This is a genomic window from Luedemannella flava, assembly GCF_039528515.1.
In the GTDB taxonomy this organism is placed as follows: domain Bacteria; phylum Actinomycetota; class Actinomycetes; order Mycobacteriales; family Micromonosporaceae; genus Luedemannella; species Luedemannella flava.
The window spans coordinates 1-14,110 of the sequence record NZ_BAAALT010000279.1 but is presented as its reverse complement, the minus strand read 5'-3'; the positions used below and the strand labels follow the sequence as shown (position 1 = coordinate 14,110).

16 protein-coding genes are annotated in these 14,110 nt (G+C 72.1%); 8 read left to right on the top strand and 8 right to left on the bottom strand.

Annotation, left to right across the window (positions count from 1 at the left end; all coding sequences use genetic code 11):
- Positions 1–11: 11 nt before the first annotated feature.
- Genes ABD211_RS31115 through ABD211_RS31105 form a run of 3 tightly spaced genes read left to right on the top strand, consistent with a single transcriptional unit; the run spans position 12 to position 2,145 of the window.
- Complete coding sequence (locus tag ABD211_RS31115; RefSeq protein WP_344139617.1) at positions 12–674, top strand: hypothetical protein; 663 nt, start codon at positions 12–14, stop codon at positions 672–674.
- On the top strand, positions 671–1,273 hold the full coding sequence (locus ABD211_RS31110; protein WP_344139613.1) for a hypothetical protein: 603 nt from the start codon (positions 671–673) through the stop codon (positions 1,271–1,273). The genes ABD211_RS31115 and ABD211_RS31110 overlap by 4 nt, the downstream gene beginning before the upstream one ends.
- A complete protein-coding gene (locus tag ABD211_RS31105; protein WP_344139610.1) occupies positions 1,270–2,145 on the top strand; it encodes a hypothetical protein in 876 nt (291 codons plus the stop codon). Before ABD211_RS31110 ends, ABD211_RS31105 begins: the two co-directional genes overlap by 4 nt.
- Here the strand turns inward: ABD211_RS31105 and ABD211_RS31100 are convergent.
- The 3 genes from ABD211_RS31100 to ABD211_RS31090 all read right to left on the bottom strand — a co-directional run bounded on the left by ABD211_RS31100 (position 2,118) and on the right by ABD211_RS31090 (position 4,896).
- Positions 2,118–3,470, bottom strand: coding sequence for a hypothetical protein (locus tag ABD211_RS31100; protein ID WP_344139607.1), 1,353 nt, complete (start codon positions 3,468–3,470; stop codon positions 2,118–2,120). The two genes, ABD211_RS31105 and ABD211_RS31100, sit on opposite strands and share 28 nt — an antisense overlap.
- Positions 3,471–3,674: 204 nt before the next feature.
- The gene (locus ABD211_RS31095) at positions 3,675–4,667 is read right to left on the bottom strand and encodes a peptidoglycan-binding protein (protein ID WP_344139604.1); all 993 of its coding nucleotides are present in this window, start codon (positions 4,665–4,667) and stop codon (positions 3,675–3,677) included.
- Position 4,668: 1 nt separating this feature from the next.
- Positions 4,669–4,896, bottom strand: a complete 228-nt coding sequence (locus ABD211_RS31090; protein ID WP_344139601.1) for a hypothetical protein — start codon at positions 4,894–4,896, stop codon at positions 4,669–4,671.
- A gap of 202 nt (positions 4,897–5,098) precedes the next feature.
- Between ABD211_RS31090 and ABD211_RS31085 the strand changes: the two genes are divergently transcribed.
- From ABD211_RS31085 to ABD211_RS31075, 3 genes are all read left to right on the top strand, one after another.
- Positions 5,099–5,983 carry an AfsR/SARP family transcriptional regulator gene (locus ABD211_RS31085; protein ID WP_344139598.1) on the top strand — a complete coding sequence of 295 codons (885 nt, stop codon included), beginning with the start codon at positions 5,099–5,101 and terminating at the stop codon, positions 5,981–5,983.
- 108 nt (positions 5,984–6,091) lie between these two features.
- Complete coding sequence (locus ABD211_RS31080; protein WP_344139595.1) at positions 6,092–7,648, top strand: methyl-accepting chemotaxis protein; 1,557 nt, start codon at positions 6,092–6,094, stop codon at positions 7,646–7,648.
- A 239-nt stretch (positions 7,649–7,887) separates the two neighbouring features.
- Positions 7,888–8,631, top strand: a complete 744-nt coding sequence (locus ABD211_RS31075) for an FkbM family methyltransferase (RefSeq protein WP_344139592.1) — start codon at positions 7,888–7,890, stop codon at positions 8,629–8,631.
- A gap of 128 nt (positions 8,632–8,759) precedes the next feature.
- Here the strand turns inward: ABD211_RS31075 and ABD211_RS31070 are convergent, their stop codons facing one another.
- Positions 8,760–9,167 carry a hypothetical protein gene (locus ABD211_RS31070; protein WP_344139589.1) on the bottom strand — a complete coding sequence of 136 codons (408 nt, stop codon included), beginning with the start codon at positions 9,165–9,167 and terminating at the stop codon, positions 8,760–8,762.
- A 9-nt stretch (positions 9,168–9,176) separates the two neighbouring features.
- Positions 9,177–10,817 (bottom strand): alkaline phosphatase family protein, encoded by a 1,641-nt coding sequence (locus tag ABD211_RS31065; RefSeq protein ID WP_344139586.1) that lies wholly within the window; start codon positions 10,815–10,817, stop codon positions 9,177–9,179.
- Positions 10,818–10,902: 85 nt separating this feature from the next.
- Here ABD211_RS31065 and ABD211_RS31060 point away from each other — a divergent pair, with 85 nt between their 5' ends.
- Both ABD211_RS31060 and ABD211_RS31055 read left to right on the top strand, forming a co-directional pair.
- Positions 10,903–11,556, top strand: a complete 654-nt coding sequence (locus ABD211_RS31060) for a hypothetical protein (protein ID WP_344139583.1) — start codon at positions 10,903–10,905, stop codon at positions 11,554–11,556.
- A gap of 107 nt (positions 11,557–11,663) precedes the next feature.
- Positions 11,664–11,906: a hypothetical protein gene (locus ABD211_RS31055; protein WP_344139580.1), complete on the top strand. Its 243-nt coding sequence runs from the start codon at positions 11,664–11,666 to the stop codon at positions 11,904–11,906.
- A 13-nt stretch (positions 11,907–11,919) separates the two neighbouring features.
- Here ABD211_RS31055 and ABD211_RS31050 read toward each other — a convergent pair whose 3' ends face one another.
- The 3 genes from ABD211_RS31050 to ABD211_RS31040 form a co-directional block, all read right to left on the bottom strand.
- The gene (locus ABD211_RS31050; RefSeq protein ID WP_344139577.1) at positions 11,920–12,561 is read right to left on the bottom strand and encodes a GTP cyclohydrolase II; all 642 of its coding nucleotides are present in this window, start codon (positions 12,559–12,561) and stop codon (positions 11,920–11,922) included.
- Between the two features lie 14 nt (positions 12,562–12,575).
- Positions 12,576–13,268 (bottom strand): RibD family protein, encoded by a 693-nt coding sequence (locus ABD211_RS31045; RefSeq protein WP_344139574.1) that lies wholly within the window; start codon positions 13,266–13,268, stop codon positions 12,576–12,578.
- A partial coding sequence (locus ABD211_RS31040) for a lysylphosphatidylglycerol synthase transmembrane domain-containing protein (protein ID WP_344139570.1) occupies positions 13,261–14,110 on the bottom strand: 850 nt, incomplete at its 5' end. The genes ABD211_RS31040 and ABD211_RS31045, both read right to left, overlap by 8 nt.

Genomic DNA, 14,110 nt, shown 5'->3' with positions numbered 1-14,110 from the left:
ACTCCCGGCTCGTGTCGAGCAGCATCGGCCGGGGGCAGGGCGACGACGCGGTCTACGGCGTCGGGCCGTACGGTGGGCTGCGCGACCTGTTCTCGCTGCAACGGGTGATCGCGGGTCTGGGAGCGCTGGCCGTCCTGGCGACCGTCCCCTTCGGAGGGATGAAGAAGGCCGTCGACGTCCACCCCGATCGCGGCCTCGAGCGCCTCGCGGTGAACCAGGTGTACGACGCCGGTCCGTACAAAATCACGATCACCGGCGCGCGCCTGCTCAAGGACCAACCGCCGCTGTACGCGACGAACAAGGCCAACCGGTGGGTCATCATCCTGGCCACCGTCGAGGTCACGGCCGACGAGAGCCGCAACGACGCGGCCACGGCGATCCACCTGCGCGGCGTGGCGGGCGTCCCGGACATGGACGGCATGCTGCGCAACGACGCCGACAGCGTCCTGGTCCGCAGCGACCTGACCGTCTTCTACGCGGCGCACCCCGGCATGCCCGAGGAGCTCGTCATCGGTTGGGAGCAGGACTCGAAGGCAGCCGTGCCGACCGAGGTCGACGTGCTCGTCACCGGCAGGACCTACCGGATGAACACCTTCAACGAGTCCATGGAGTGGCTCGACGAGGAGGACCGGGCCATCGTCACCGTCCCCGTCCTCGACCGGCGCAACACATGAGAGGCACGCTGGGGCGGGTCGGGTCGTGGCTGGCGGGGGCCGTCGCGCTGCTGCTGGTGGTCAACGTCGGCCACCGCGTCATGGTGTTCAACAACGCCGCGAGCGACCGGGAGCGGCCCTACGAGGTCAGTGCCGAGGTGGGCAGCATGGCGCTCGCCCGCACGTTCACCGCGGGCGTGATGTCGGTGCGCGGCGCGGGCGCCATCATCGATCCGCGCGGCGGCAACCCGCACGTCAGCACCGGGGTCTGGGTCATCGTGACCGTCCGCGCCGCCAGCCGGGACGAGCCCGTCGCCATCGGCTTCGCCGGACTGCGCGACGCGGCCGGGCGGGTGTACTGGGCCAGCGAACGGGTGAAGCAGGACCTTCGCGGAGGTCGGACCCTCCAGCCGGGCATCCGGGTCGAGGGCGAGATCGCCTTCGAGGTGCCCCGGGCCGCGCCGAGCGGCGGCCTGACCGTCCTGCTCGCGAAGAACATGTTCGAGCGCCGGATGGAGGACATCCTCGCGTTCAAGCTCGACCCCGTCGACGCCGCGACGGTGACCGGCTGGGCGGCCGACAAGAAGGCCACCCTGACCCCGACGAAGGTGCTCGGATGAGTGCGCCCCAGCAGCCGCACCCCGGCCAGCCGGGCTACCAGGCGCCACCGGACTATCCCGCCCCGCAGCAGCCGTACGCGTATCCGCCCCGACCCGGCCACGCCCCGCCACCCGGGTATCCCCAGCCCGGTTACCCGACCCACCCGGGATACCCGCCCCAGCCGGGCCCCCACGGTGCGCCCGGCTACCCGGGCTACACCGTGCCGCCGCCCGGCTACGCCCCGGCTCCGCCGGCCCACGTCGGGCAGCCGCCCGCCGACCCGCCGCCGGCCTTCGTGCTGCCGCCCGGCTTCCTGGCTGCCCAGGCGCAGGGGCAGCCCGCGCCGCCGCCCAGCACCGGGCCGGGCTGGTGGCGGCGCAACTGGTGGGGCCTACTCGTCATCGTGCCGCTCCTCGTCACGGCGCTCGGCCCCGAACTGCCCGAGTTGTACCGGAAGTGGCACAACACCAAGCCGAACGAGCGGGTCCACGTCGCCGGCGGACAGTGGGCGTCCTTCGGCGGTGGGCGCATCCGGCTCATCTCGCTGAAGCGTGCCCCGGCACTCACAACGTACGAGGGACGGCCGTACACGCCGCCTGTCACCATGCAGATCTGGCAGGCCACGGTCGAGGTCGACGTGACCGAGGACGCCGACCTGGAGGGATGCGACTTCTCCGTGGCGGACGCCCGCGGCCGCGTGTTCTCGGCGAGCCCGCAGGAGCTCAACGGGGTCGACGTCGACCGGGCGAGCTGCCTGCGCCCGTTCGACGCGCCGAAGACCGGACCCTTCACGGTCGTCGCGACCTTCGCCACGTCGGCGCTGCCGCAGGGCCTGCGGGTGACGGTGGGCACCGAACTGCCCCGCTACCTGTGGCTGACCGCACCCGACTGAGTCGGCGCCGGGACGGGCGCGGACGCCGCCGCCACCGGCCCGGGGTCGGCCGGGGCGCCGGGTTCGGCCACGATGCCGCGGTTGCCGATGAGCAGGATGCGGTCGATGGCGGCCGCGATCAGGCAGATCACGGCGACCGTCGAGATCGCGCTGTTGATCGTGCTGAGCGGGTAGGACAGCGGCATCCACCGCGTGCCGACATCGTTCGGCCCGATGATGAGGCGCTCCACCTCCCACGCCACCTGTGACAACGCCATCGCGGCGGTGAACAGCAGGCAGAAGAACAGCGTGGTGACCAGGCCGATGCGTCCCATGATCCGCACGCCGTTGACCAGCGGGCCGAACCTGTTGCGCAGGTCGAGGTGGATACCCGTGCCCAGCCAGCGCATCGGGCGGGGCAGTTCGTCCAGCCACAGCGGCGGCGGCTTGTTGTCGTCCACCTCCAGCGAGACGTTCACCTCCCGGCGGTAGACCACGGCACCCAGCAGGAGCCAGGCCAGCGGCGCGATCAGCACCACGTCGGCCTTCCCGAGCTGGTCGCCGACCCACAGGACGACGTCGCGCAGCGGCCCCAGCCCGTTCGCGGCGCCCGCCCAGGCGTCCGCCAGCCACTTGGCGGCCACGCGTTCGTGCAACCACGCGTTGTCCGGGCCCCACTCCTGGGAGAGCTGGCTGAGCCAGAGCAGTTCGAGATAGCCCATCACCAGGCTGAAGAGGATCCAGCCGCGGAACAGCTGCCACTTCGGCAGCAGCCAACGCAGGACGAACACGATGAGCACCGCCGCCACCAGCGTGGACCGGACGGTGAACGGCAGGTGGCGCATGATGTCGACCGACCCGGGGTCGGTGATGCTGGCCGGGTTGGCGAGGACCTCGTCCTCGAACACCTTGTAGTAGTAGTTGGTCGACTCGTCGCGCGCCATGCCGAGACTCGTGTAGATCGCCAGGAACGGCACGAGCACGCTCGTCAGGTGTCCCACCAGGTCGCGTGCCGTGGCCCGGCCGGTCGTGGCCAGCCGCGGCAGTGACCGCCGCACCGCCAGCAGCATGAGCGCCAGACTGATCATGAAAACGACCGGCGACAACAGATAGACCAGGTAGCCGGCGGTGCCGTTCCAGCGGGCCGTGATCACGGCGAGGTGCACCAGCCACGCCGAGGCCGCCTGGCCGAGCAGGTAGATGCCGAACAGGACGGGCCAGTGTCGCCACCACAGCCGCGCGGCGCCGGCCACGACGGCCCCGGCGTCCACGAACGACATCAGCAGGCCGCTGCGACCGCGCCGCCGGCCCACATACCCGGGCGTCTCCCCCGCCACTGCAGTCACGGGCACACCCTAGTGCAGTCCACGTGGGCGTACCGAACCGGAAACCTACGCCCGCCGGCCCCACAGCTTCGACGATCCCCGGGGCTACGCCGGCGACGCCGAGCCGCTCGACTTCCGCCACCGGCACGCAGCGTCGCCGGAGCTGACCGGGGCGTGAGCCCGGATGGGCCGGCGGGGGGACGCCGACCCATCCGGTCGCCCGCGTCAGAACGTGCCGGCGTTGAGCTTCTGCTGGAGCTTGGTCGTGGTGCCCGAGCCCCAGATGCCGTCGGCCGTCGCGCCCACCTTGCGCTGTAGCGCCCTGATGGTGTTCGGGCCGATGATGCCGTCCTGCGAGACCCCGAGGTACTTCTGCAGGGCTCTGCGGGTGTTGGGGCCCATGGCCCCGTCCACGGCGAGGGAGGCACCGTGGCTGTTGAGGGACCGCTGCAGGGCCGCGCACGTCAGCGGGCCGAACTGGCCGTCGACCTTGAGGGTGCCCGTCGGTGGGCGGGGCCGCGGCGGGATGGGGGCACTCCCGCCGGCGAGGGCCGCCTTCATCATGGCGGCCGTCTTCGGGCCGTAGATGCCGTCGACCTCGAGCTTGTACCTCGTCTGGAACGCCTTGAGCGCCGTCTCGGTGGCCGGGCCGAACTGGCCGTCGACCGTGAGGCCCGACTTCATCACCTTGTTGAGGTTCGTCTGCAGGGTCCTCACCGCGGTGCCGGTGGAGCCGCGGCGCAGCATGCCGTCGGAGGAGGGCAGCGGCGCGGCGCCGTTGTAGGCGGGCCGGCCGTAGCCGACGACGCAGGCCTTGCGCCGGCGGCGCAGGCACATGTCGGAGGTGTTGCCCTCGATGGTGGTGATGGAGCCGTCGCTGTTCACGGCCTCCACGACGCCGACGTGGTCGATGCCGCTGATGGAGCCGCCGCCGGACCAGTCGAAGAAGACGATGTCGCCGGAGCGGATGCCGCCGAGGCCGTAGTGCCAGCGGCCGGCGTTCTTGAACGCCTGCGCGTGCGCGACGGTCCAGGCGAACTTGCCCATGCAGGCCGCCAGGTTGCCCGACTGGTTCGCGGCGTAGCTGACCGTCATGTCGCACCACGCGCCGTCAAAGCCGTACCAGGTGGTGATGAAGTTGTGGTTCGAGCCGGGCGGGCTCTCCCTGGTGCCGAGCAGCGCGCGCATCGCCGCGACCATCCCTGCCGCCGTACCCATGTCAGAACCCCCAGTCTTCGCTCATGGCGTCGATGCCGGTGACGGCGACGCCCGGGTCCTGACTGATCGACCCCTGGTCGGGGTCCACGTCGAAAAGACCCGCGCCGTACGCGGGCTCGACGGTCGTCTCGTCCGCCGACGCGGCGCCCGCGGTGATGACCGCGCCCGCGCCGAGGGCCACCGCGGTCGCGCCGACGGCCGACCCCACGAGGAGTGTCCGACGCCTCACCGCACGACCCTCCGATGACTTCGCTTCCGCACTCGTTGATCCCTCCGTGAGTTGGGGTTTACGGACGGTATTGCCGCTTGTTACCGGCAAGTTCCTCATAGGAGGATGGCGATGCCATGTGCTGAAAATCTTGCGCAATCCTTGCCACCGCATTGGATTACGCCAGGTCACGGCGTCGTAGCTGGCTGACGGAAAGAGGCGTATGACCGAGGTACGGGTTCTGGGACCGGTCGAGGTGTGGTCGCAGGGACGCTCCATCGATCTGGGCGCGGCGAAGCGGCGCGCGGTGCTCGCGGCGCTCGCGGTCAACCTGGGTACGCCCGTCTCGGCGGAGACCATCATCGACCGGGTCTGGGACGGTCACGCGCCGGCGGAGGCGCGCAACGTGGTGTACGCGCACGTGAGCCGCATCCGTCGGGTCCTCGCCGACGCCACCGACGCCGACCGGGTGCCGGTCGTGCTGGAGCGCCGCTCCGGCGGGTACGCCATCCGGGCCGACCCGGACCGGGTCGACATGCACCGCTTCCACCGGCTCGTCGACCGGTCGCGGGCGATCGCGCTGGCCGACGAGGAGCGCGCCCGGCTGCTGCGCGAGGCGATGCGGCTGTGGCGCGGCGACCCGCTGACCGGGCTGTCCGGCGAGTGGGTCGGCCGCCTGCGGGAGAGCCTGCGCCGCCAGCACGTGGACGCGGCGGTGGCCTGGTCACAGGTGGAGCTGCGGCTGGGCCGGCACGAGGAGGTGATCAGCACGCTGCGGCCGCTGGTCGCCGAGTACGCCACGGTGGAGCCACTGACCGCGGCGCTCATGGGCGCGCTGCACTTCGCCGGGCGCAGCTGGGAGGCGCTGGACTGCTACAGCGCGCTGCGCGAGCGGCTGGTGGAGGAGCTGGGCGTGGAGCCCGGGCCGCGGACGCAGGCCCTGCACCAGGCGATCCTGCGCGGCGACAGACCGTGGCGGGCGGAGATCTCGGCGGCGTTCTCGGAGGTCTCGTCGGTGGAGGACACCGGCGACCTGCGCGCGGCCCTGGAATCGCTCAAGGACCAGGTGGCCCGGGCGATCGAGCATCTGGACCAACAGGCGAACTGACAAGCGCCTGTGATCCAGATCACAAGCAGAAAAGAAGCTACGTGCTGGTAACGCGCCGTCGATGTGGAGAGCGACACAGGTTGTTCTCAGATGAAGGTGGTCGGCGCGATGTCTCTCCGGATGAAGCTGCTCGGGGCGTTCGGGGTGGTCCTCGCCCTCCTGCTCGGCGTAGGGGCGACCGGGTGGTTGTCGTCGTCGACCATGGAGGACAAGGCCAGCGACATCTACCACGACAACGTCCAGGCCGCGGTGACCCTGGGCGCCGCGCAGTCCGCACTGTGGGAGCTGCGCTACGGCTTCCCGCAGTTCATGGCCGTGCCGGAGAAGCGCCAGGCCATCGTCGAGGCCGAGCCGGGCCTGTACCAGAAGATCGACAACGCCATCGCCGAGTACGCCGCAGGCAACCGTACGGCCGCGGAGCGGGCCGCCATCGAGGAGTGGAACAAGGCGTTCACCGACTACCGTGGCGCCCGCCCGAAGTGGTTCGAGCTGTACGGCGCCGGCAAGCTGGAAGAGGCGGCCGACTGGCGGGCCAAGACCACCACGCCGTTCGGCGCCGCGTCGGTCGCCGCCATGGGCAAGCTGATCGACCTGCAGAAGGCGGCCGCGGCCGAGAGCTACAACGACGTCCACGGCCTCGACGAGCTGGTCATCGGCCTCACCATCGTGGCGCTCGTCGCCGGCGTGTGCTTCGCCCTCTACATCAGCCGCCTGTTCACCCGCCGGCTGGCGCAGATCGGCGGCGCGCTGGCCCGCGTCGCGGACGGTGACCTGACCTCGCGCGTCGCGGTCACCGGCAAGGACGAGATCGCCCAGATGGGCACCGCCTACAACGCGGCCATCAGCCACGTCGGCGGCCTCGTCTCGGCCATCGGCGAGAACGCCTCGAACCTCGCGTCCGCCGCCGAGGACCTGTCCACCGTGAGCCGCGACATGAACACCAACGCCGAGTACGCCGCGACGCAGGCCGAGCGGGTCGCGACCAGCATCGACCAGGTCGCCGACCGGGTGCAGCAGGTCGCCGGCGGCACCGAGGAGATGGCCGCGTCGATCCAGGACATCTCCTCGAACACGGCGCACGCGCTGCGCATCGCCGAGAGCGGCCGGGAGACCGCCGCCGCGACGGGCGACACGATCGACCGCCTCAACCAGGCGTCGGCCGAGATCACGCAGGTCGTCAACCTGATCAACTCGATCGCCGAGCAGACGAACCTGCTGGCGCTCAACGCGACGATCGAGGCGAGCCGCGCGGGCGACGCCGGCAAGGGCTTCGCCGTGGTGGCCGCCGAGGTCAAGGACCTCGCCAAGGCGACCGCCAGCGCCACCGAGGAGATCGGCACGAAGATCGACGCCATCCAGGGCTCGGCGGCCGAGGTCGTCGAGGCCATCGGCAAGATCACCTCGGTGATCGGCGAGGTCAACGACGCCCAGTTCACCATCGCCCAGGCGGTGGAGAAGCAGCTGGAGACGAGCGGCTCGATGGGTCAGAACGGCACCCGCGCCGCCAACGGCGCGGCCGACATCGCGGGCGCGGCCAACGACCTCACCGAGGCCGCCCGGGCCACCACCGACGGCGCGACGGCCACCGAGCGCTCGGCCACCGTTCTCGCCACCATGGCGACGGACCTGCGCACACTGGTGAGCGGCTTCCGCGTCGCGGAGTAGCCCGCACCCCTGCCGAACGGCCCCACCGCAGTCGCGGCGGGGCCGTTCGTCGCGTGGCGCGTCCCCGTCTGGATCCATGGGGCGCCGAGGGTGATCGCCGTGGCCAGCGCCACACGCGTACGGGTCAACATCGCGCGCCTCCTAATTCCGACTGGATAGATAGGCTATCCGGGGCCGCTACGCGGCCCCCGTAGTCCAAATGGATCAGATCGCCGCGGCCACGCGGTAGGGTCGTCCACATGCTACGGCGGGTGTGGGGCATCGCGCGTTCGCTCGTGATGTACCGCGGCATCCCCGGCCGGCACCGGCGGCTGCGCCGGTTCTACGGTCGGTTCCTCAAGCCGGGCGACGTGGGCTTCGACATCGGCGCGCACGTCGGCAGCCGGGTGCGCGTCTGGCGGTCGCTCGGCGCGACGGTGATCGCGGTCGAGCCGCAGCCGGACTGCCTGCGCGTCCTGCGCCTGCTGCACGGCCGCGACGCGGGCGTGCGCCTCCTACCCGTCGCCGTGGGCGCCCAACCCGGCCGCGCCCAGCTCGCGCTGTCGTCCGCGACGCCGACGGTGTCGTCGATGTCCCCGGCGTGGATCGCATCGGTGACCACCGAGAAGAGCTTCGCCCGCGTGCGCTGGGACAGTGCGGTCGAAGTCGAGGTGGTGACGCTCGACGACCTGATCGCGGCGCACGGCGAGCCGGCCTTCTGCAAGATCGATGTGGAGGGTTTCGAGGTGGACGTGCTGCGCGGCCTGACCCGACCGCTACGCGCGCTGTCCTTCGAGTACCTGCCCCCCGCCCACGATGCGGCGCTCACCGCGCTGAGCCTGGTCAACAGCCTCGGCGAGTACGAGTACAACTACTCCCCCGTCGAGACCATGCGGCTGGCGAGCGATTCGTGGCTCGACGCCGAAGCCCTGGCCCGCCTGCTCGACGAGCACTTCCGCCCCCTGGGCCGCTCCGGCGACATCTACGCCCGCCTGATCCGCTAGCCGGCAGCAAGATCGCTATCTTCCGCACCAACGTGCAGTCCTTCATCGCTAAGATCTCGGTTTCGTGTACAGAACCGCAGCCCAGGTACACGAAACAGAGATCTTGAATGCGCGGGCGGCCTGCTCCGTCACGCTGCGGTCAGCGGCCGGATCGACCCGCTCTCCGTGGGCACGTCCGTTTCCTCCGGGGCCGGGCTGATCAGGTAGAGCCCGAGACCCCGGATCTCGAAAGCACAGTCACCGACGAACTCGGGCGCGAGGCCCGCCGACCGCAGGTCGTCGAGGACCTCACCGAGTGGCCGGTCCAGCAGCTGCACTCCGTTCAGGACGGCGTCCGCACCGCCCGGTTCGATCTCCGTGAGGCGGTCGTCGTCGCCGTAGGAGAGCATCAGGGTGACGTCACCGTAGGCGTCGATGAGGCCCGAGCCCGGAACCCGCTCGAACGAGACCGGCTCGCCCAGCCTCGCGCGGTGCGCCTCGCCGAATTGTGCCTGAGCGACGCCGCTACCTGGCGTTATCTCGTAGGACGGGAGCATTTTCCCACCCTATTGGAAGGTCGCGAGGACGCGGTCGCGCACCGTGTCCATGCGCCACACCGGCGCGCCCGGGCCGGGTCGCAGGCCGTCGTCCCAGCCCCAGCGGGCGATCCGGTCGAGCACGGCGGGGTCGCGGGCCACGATGGTGATCGGCGCGTCGCGGGAGGCGCCGTCGCCGGCCACGACCGGCGCCGGCTGATGGTCGCCGAGCAACACCATGACGAGGTCCTGTCCGCCGTACCGCGCCGCGTAGTCGACCAGACAATTCATCGAGTACGCGACGGAGCGCGCGTAGTCGGCGCGCACCCGGGCGCCGTCGCGGCTCAGCACCGACTCCGGGATGTCGTGCGACCCGTCCGCCGCCGCGTACGCCGCACCGTCCCCGAGCGCCGCCCAGTCCAGCACCGGCGGCACCGGCGACCACGGGGCGTGGCTGGAGATCAGGTCGAGTTCGGCCATCACCGGTCGACGACCGGTCGCCGCCCGTTCGGCGCGGTGGAACGCCGCGAGCGTGAACTGGTCCGGAATCGAGTCGAAGGCGAACCGGGGCCCCGCGTAACCCAGGTCGCCGCTGTTGTAGACCCGGTCGAAGCCGTAGAACCCCGACTCCGGCCAGTCGCCGTTGGCCGGCGCGACGGCGACCGTGCGCCAGCCGGCGCGGCGGAACGCGCCGGACAGGGTCAGCCGGTCGGTGTCCATCAGGTCGGCGTACCGGCGCTGGTTGTTGACCCACAGCCCCGATTGCAGGGTCGCGTGGGCCAGCCAGCTGCCGCCCCCGGACGTCGGCGACGTGACGTACCCGCTGCGCGCCCCGAACCCGGCCGCGCGCAGCCGCGCCGTCCCCGCGTCCAGCGCGTTCGTGACCGCCGGGTCGTCGAGCGCCACCCGGCCGTAGCTCTCCACGAACGCCACGATCACGTCCTTGCCCCGCAGCGCGGTCAGCAGATCGGCGCCCGGCACGTCGCGGTAGGCGTCCACCCTGGACTCGGCGGCGAACGCCGCCCGGTCGGCCAGGCCCGCCCGCACGCGCGCGGCCTGGTCGCCGACCAGGCCTGCGACCTCGGTCGACGCGACAGGCAGGTCGGGCCCGACCCGCACCCCGAACGCGGCGCACGCCAGCCACAACACCGCCAGCACCGCGAGCGCCCGGCCGACGCGCCCACGGTACGCCGTCGCGTGGCGGGCCAGGCGCGTCGCCGCCCACGCGAGCAGCACCGGCAGGGCCAGGGCGAGCAGGCCGGCGACGATCGCGACCGCGACAGCGGCGGGCCGACCCACCGACCGGGCCAGGAACTCCACCGCCGGCCCGAGGAACGACCAGTCCCCGAGCGGGTCGAACGGCCGGCCGAACGCCGCGAGGAACCCGGTGTTCAGGACCCGCACCACGAACAGCGCGCCGAGCAGCGTCCCGCACGCGCCCGCGAGCCCGCGCCGCGCGGCCGTCCCGCTCACCAGGATCAGGCCGGCGCCGACGAGGCCCTCCGCCGGAATCCGCAGCAACACCAGCGGCGACAGGTCGCGCAGGTCCGGCGGCGCGACGAGCGCCGCGAACGCGATCACTCCAGCGATAGCCGACACGACCACCGTCCGCGCGCGCCCAGTTGGTCGGGCGGTCGGCGGCGCGCCGCCGGGGCCGAGTGTCTCGATCATGTGCGCCTCAAGACCTGATCAAGGCATCCGATCATGGAGTTTTCGCTGGTAGCGTGTGACGTCCTGACGACGGGAGGTCGGGCGGATGGGCAGCCGCGGCGCTTCGGAGCGCACGTTCCCTTGGCGCCTCGTTCTCCTGCTCGGGTGTGCGGTCGCCGCAATCAGCTGGATTATCGCCGTCGATGTCGTGCGCCTGCGCCGGGCGGTCGAAACGACGGACACGAAGCCGGTGTTTGCTGGCGCGATTGCGGCACTGTGCACCGCCGCCTGGCTCGGCACGATGGCCGCTCAACGGCGCAGCGGGAGCCGACAGCAGGCGTCCGTTCGGACGTGGATGGTCATCGGCTGGCTCGTCGCCGTTTTCTTCGCGCTGATCGCCACGCACAGCCGGCGCGGGTACGAGCCGGGCCGTGGCGAGCTGACATCCGCCGTAGAGGTCGGCGTCGTGACCTACCTCACGGTCATCGCCGGCCTCTTCATCGTCGGCATCGTGGCGCTGTTCTGGTGGCAGCACCGCGCCAACCGGCCGATCACGCACGACCCCGACGATCTTGTCGAGGTGTGGCGGGTCGAGCCGTCGGCGGGCGACCGCCGGCGAAAGCCGTATTTCGAGGCGCGGTGCGAGTGCGGATGGAGCGGCCAGCACATCTACGAGACAACGCCCGGCGCGCGGTCGAAGGCCTTCGCGATCGCCCACCGCCACGGCTCGCACGTCGTGCCGGAGCTGTTCCAGGACTAGCCGGCGGGCCACGACAGCGGGTTCGAGTGTCTCGATCATGCGCGCCCCAAGGACTGATCAAGACGCCGGATGGCCTCGCGGTTCTCGGGTTCCTCAGCATTGTGCCGGTGTCCTGGTGGGAGCACCGTGCCAGTCAGCCGATCGTGCACGACAACAACGATCTTGTTGAGGTGTGGCGGTTCGATCCGCCTGCGGGCGACCGCCAGCCACGGCCGTACCTCCAGGCCCGGTGCGAATGCGGATGGTTCAGTCAGTACATCTACGGCACCACGCCCAGGGCATGGTCCAGGGCCTTCGCCACGGCCCGCCGTCACGGCACGCGGGTCGCCCACGACCTGGTCCAGGACTAGCCGGCGGGCCACGTCAGCGGGCCGCCGGGATGTGCAGGGTGTGGGCGAAGCGGCGGACCTTCGCGGCGAGATAACGGCCGTTGGCCGGGGACAGGTGCACGCCGGTCGGCACGCTCTCCACCACCGTCACGCCGAGCCGGGCCAGCTGGGAGGCCTTGTCGGGGTTGTTGGTCAGCAGGGCCACCCGGTCGGCGCCGAGCGCACGGAGCATCTGCGCCGCGACCGTGTAGTCGCGCTCGTCCTCGCCGTGACCGAGCGCCACGTTCGCCTCGTAGGTGTCCAGGCCCGCGTCCTGCAACGCGTACGCCTCCAGCTTGGCGTACAGGCCGATGCCCCGGCCCTCCTGGCGCAGGTACAGCACGAAGCCGCCGGTCGCCCCGATCCGCTCGAGCGCCTCGCGCAGCTGCGGGCCGCAGTCGCAGCGCTGGCTGCCGAACGCGTCCCCGGTGAGGCACTCGCTGTGCGGGCGCACGAGCGGGGCCGGGCCGCCGGCGGCGGCGCGGGCCCGCGCGCCCGCCCAGTCGCCGAGCCCGAACGCGACGTGCTCGCCCGCGTCGGCCAGGCCGGCGAAGGAGAACACGTCGGCCGTCGTCGCGTACCCGTCGGGCAGCCGTAGCGGGATCCGGACCTGGCTGCGGACCGTGGCGTCATCCATCGGGGCTCCTCTTCTCACTGGGCACCGAAACGCTCGGACAGCGCGTACCGCAGCAGGACCACGTCGCCGATCTGGCGTACGTCGGCCAGCGTCGCGCGCCGGTCCGCGTTCCACGGGAAGGCGCCGTCGCCGACGAAGCGGCAGGCCCGGGAGTCGCCCACGAACAGCGGCGCCACCACCAGGTGCAGCTCGTCGGCCAGGTCCTCGGCCAGGAACTGGGTGTGCACCATCCCGCCGCCCTCGACCATGAGCCGGTCGACGCCGCGTTTGTGCAGGTCCTCGGTCAGGCGGCGCAGGTCGACGGGCTGACCGCCGTCGAGCACCGTCGCCACCTCGCCGAGCCGGTCGCGGGCGAGCGGGAGCGCGCCGGACGCGCAGTAGACGATCTTCTCGGCGTCGCCCGTGGCGAAGAACGCCGCGCAGGGGTCCAGGCACGCCCGGCCGGTCACGGTCACCTTGATCGGCGACGGGGGCAGGCCGCGCGCGGTGCGCTCGCGGCGGCGGGCGGCCGAGCGCACCAGCAGGCGCGGGTTGTCCCGGCGGATCGTGGTGGCGCCGACGAGGATCGCGTCGCAGCCGGCGCGCACCCCGTCCACGCGGTCGAAGTCGGCCTCGTTGGACAGCAGCAGCCGCCGCTCGGACGCGTCGTCCAGATAGCCGTCGATGGACATGCCGCAGCTGAGCAGCACGTACGGACGTTCACCCACGCGCACCTCCCCGCCTGACCGACCACGCCGCCAGCACGACGGCCCCGGGCAGGCTCGCCACCAGCGTCAGGACCCCGTACGTCACGGACGTCGCCACGCCCTGCGCGGCGGTGAGCCCGGCGGCCCCGAACGCCCACGCGGCCACACCCTCGCGGGGCCCCCACCCGGCGATGTTGAGCGGCACGCCCATCGCGAGCAGTGCCAGCAGCGTGAGCGGCAGCAACTGGGTCAACGGTGCCGTGGCCCCGACCGCGCGGGCGGCGATGACGAAGGTGGCGAGGTGCCCGAGCACGACCACGGTGGACGCCGCCAGCGCCCGCGCCCAGGCCGACCGTGGGATCCGGGTCGGGCGCCGCCACCCCCACGCGACGGCGACCGCCGCGGCGACCACGACGCCGCCGGCCACCCACGGCATATACCCGCGCACCGGCGACGGGAACGTGGTCAGCACGACCACGCCGACGGCCACGTGCACCGGCTGGGCGGCGAGCCGTTCCAGCACCACAGCCCGCACACCGAGGCGCACGTCGCCGATGTCGCGGCCGTGGCGCACCGCCCGGTGCACGTCGCCGACCACCCCGCCGGGCAGCGTCGCGTTGAGGAACTGCGACCGGTAGTACGCGGCGACCGCGCCGGCCCACGGCAACGTCACGCCGAGGCCGGCGGCGATGGCCCGCCACCGCCACGCGCAGCACACGGTCGTGACCGCGCCGAGGCTCACGGCCGCGACCAGCGCTACCCCGTCCACGGCGCGCACCGCGGCCACGAACGGACCGGCGCCCAGCCGCCACGCCACCAGGCCGAGAATGCCGACCCCGACCGCCGCGCGCGCCCACGCCCAC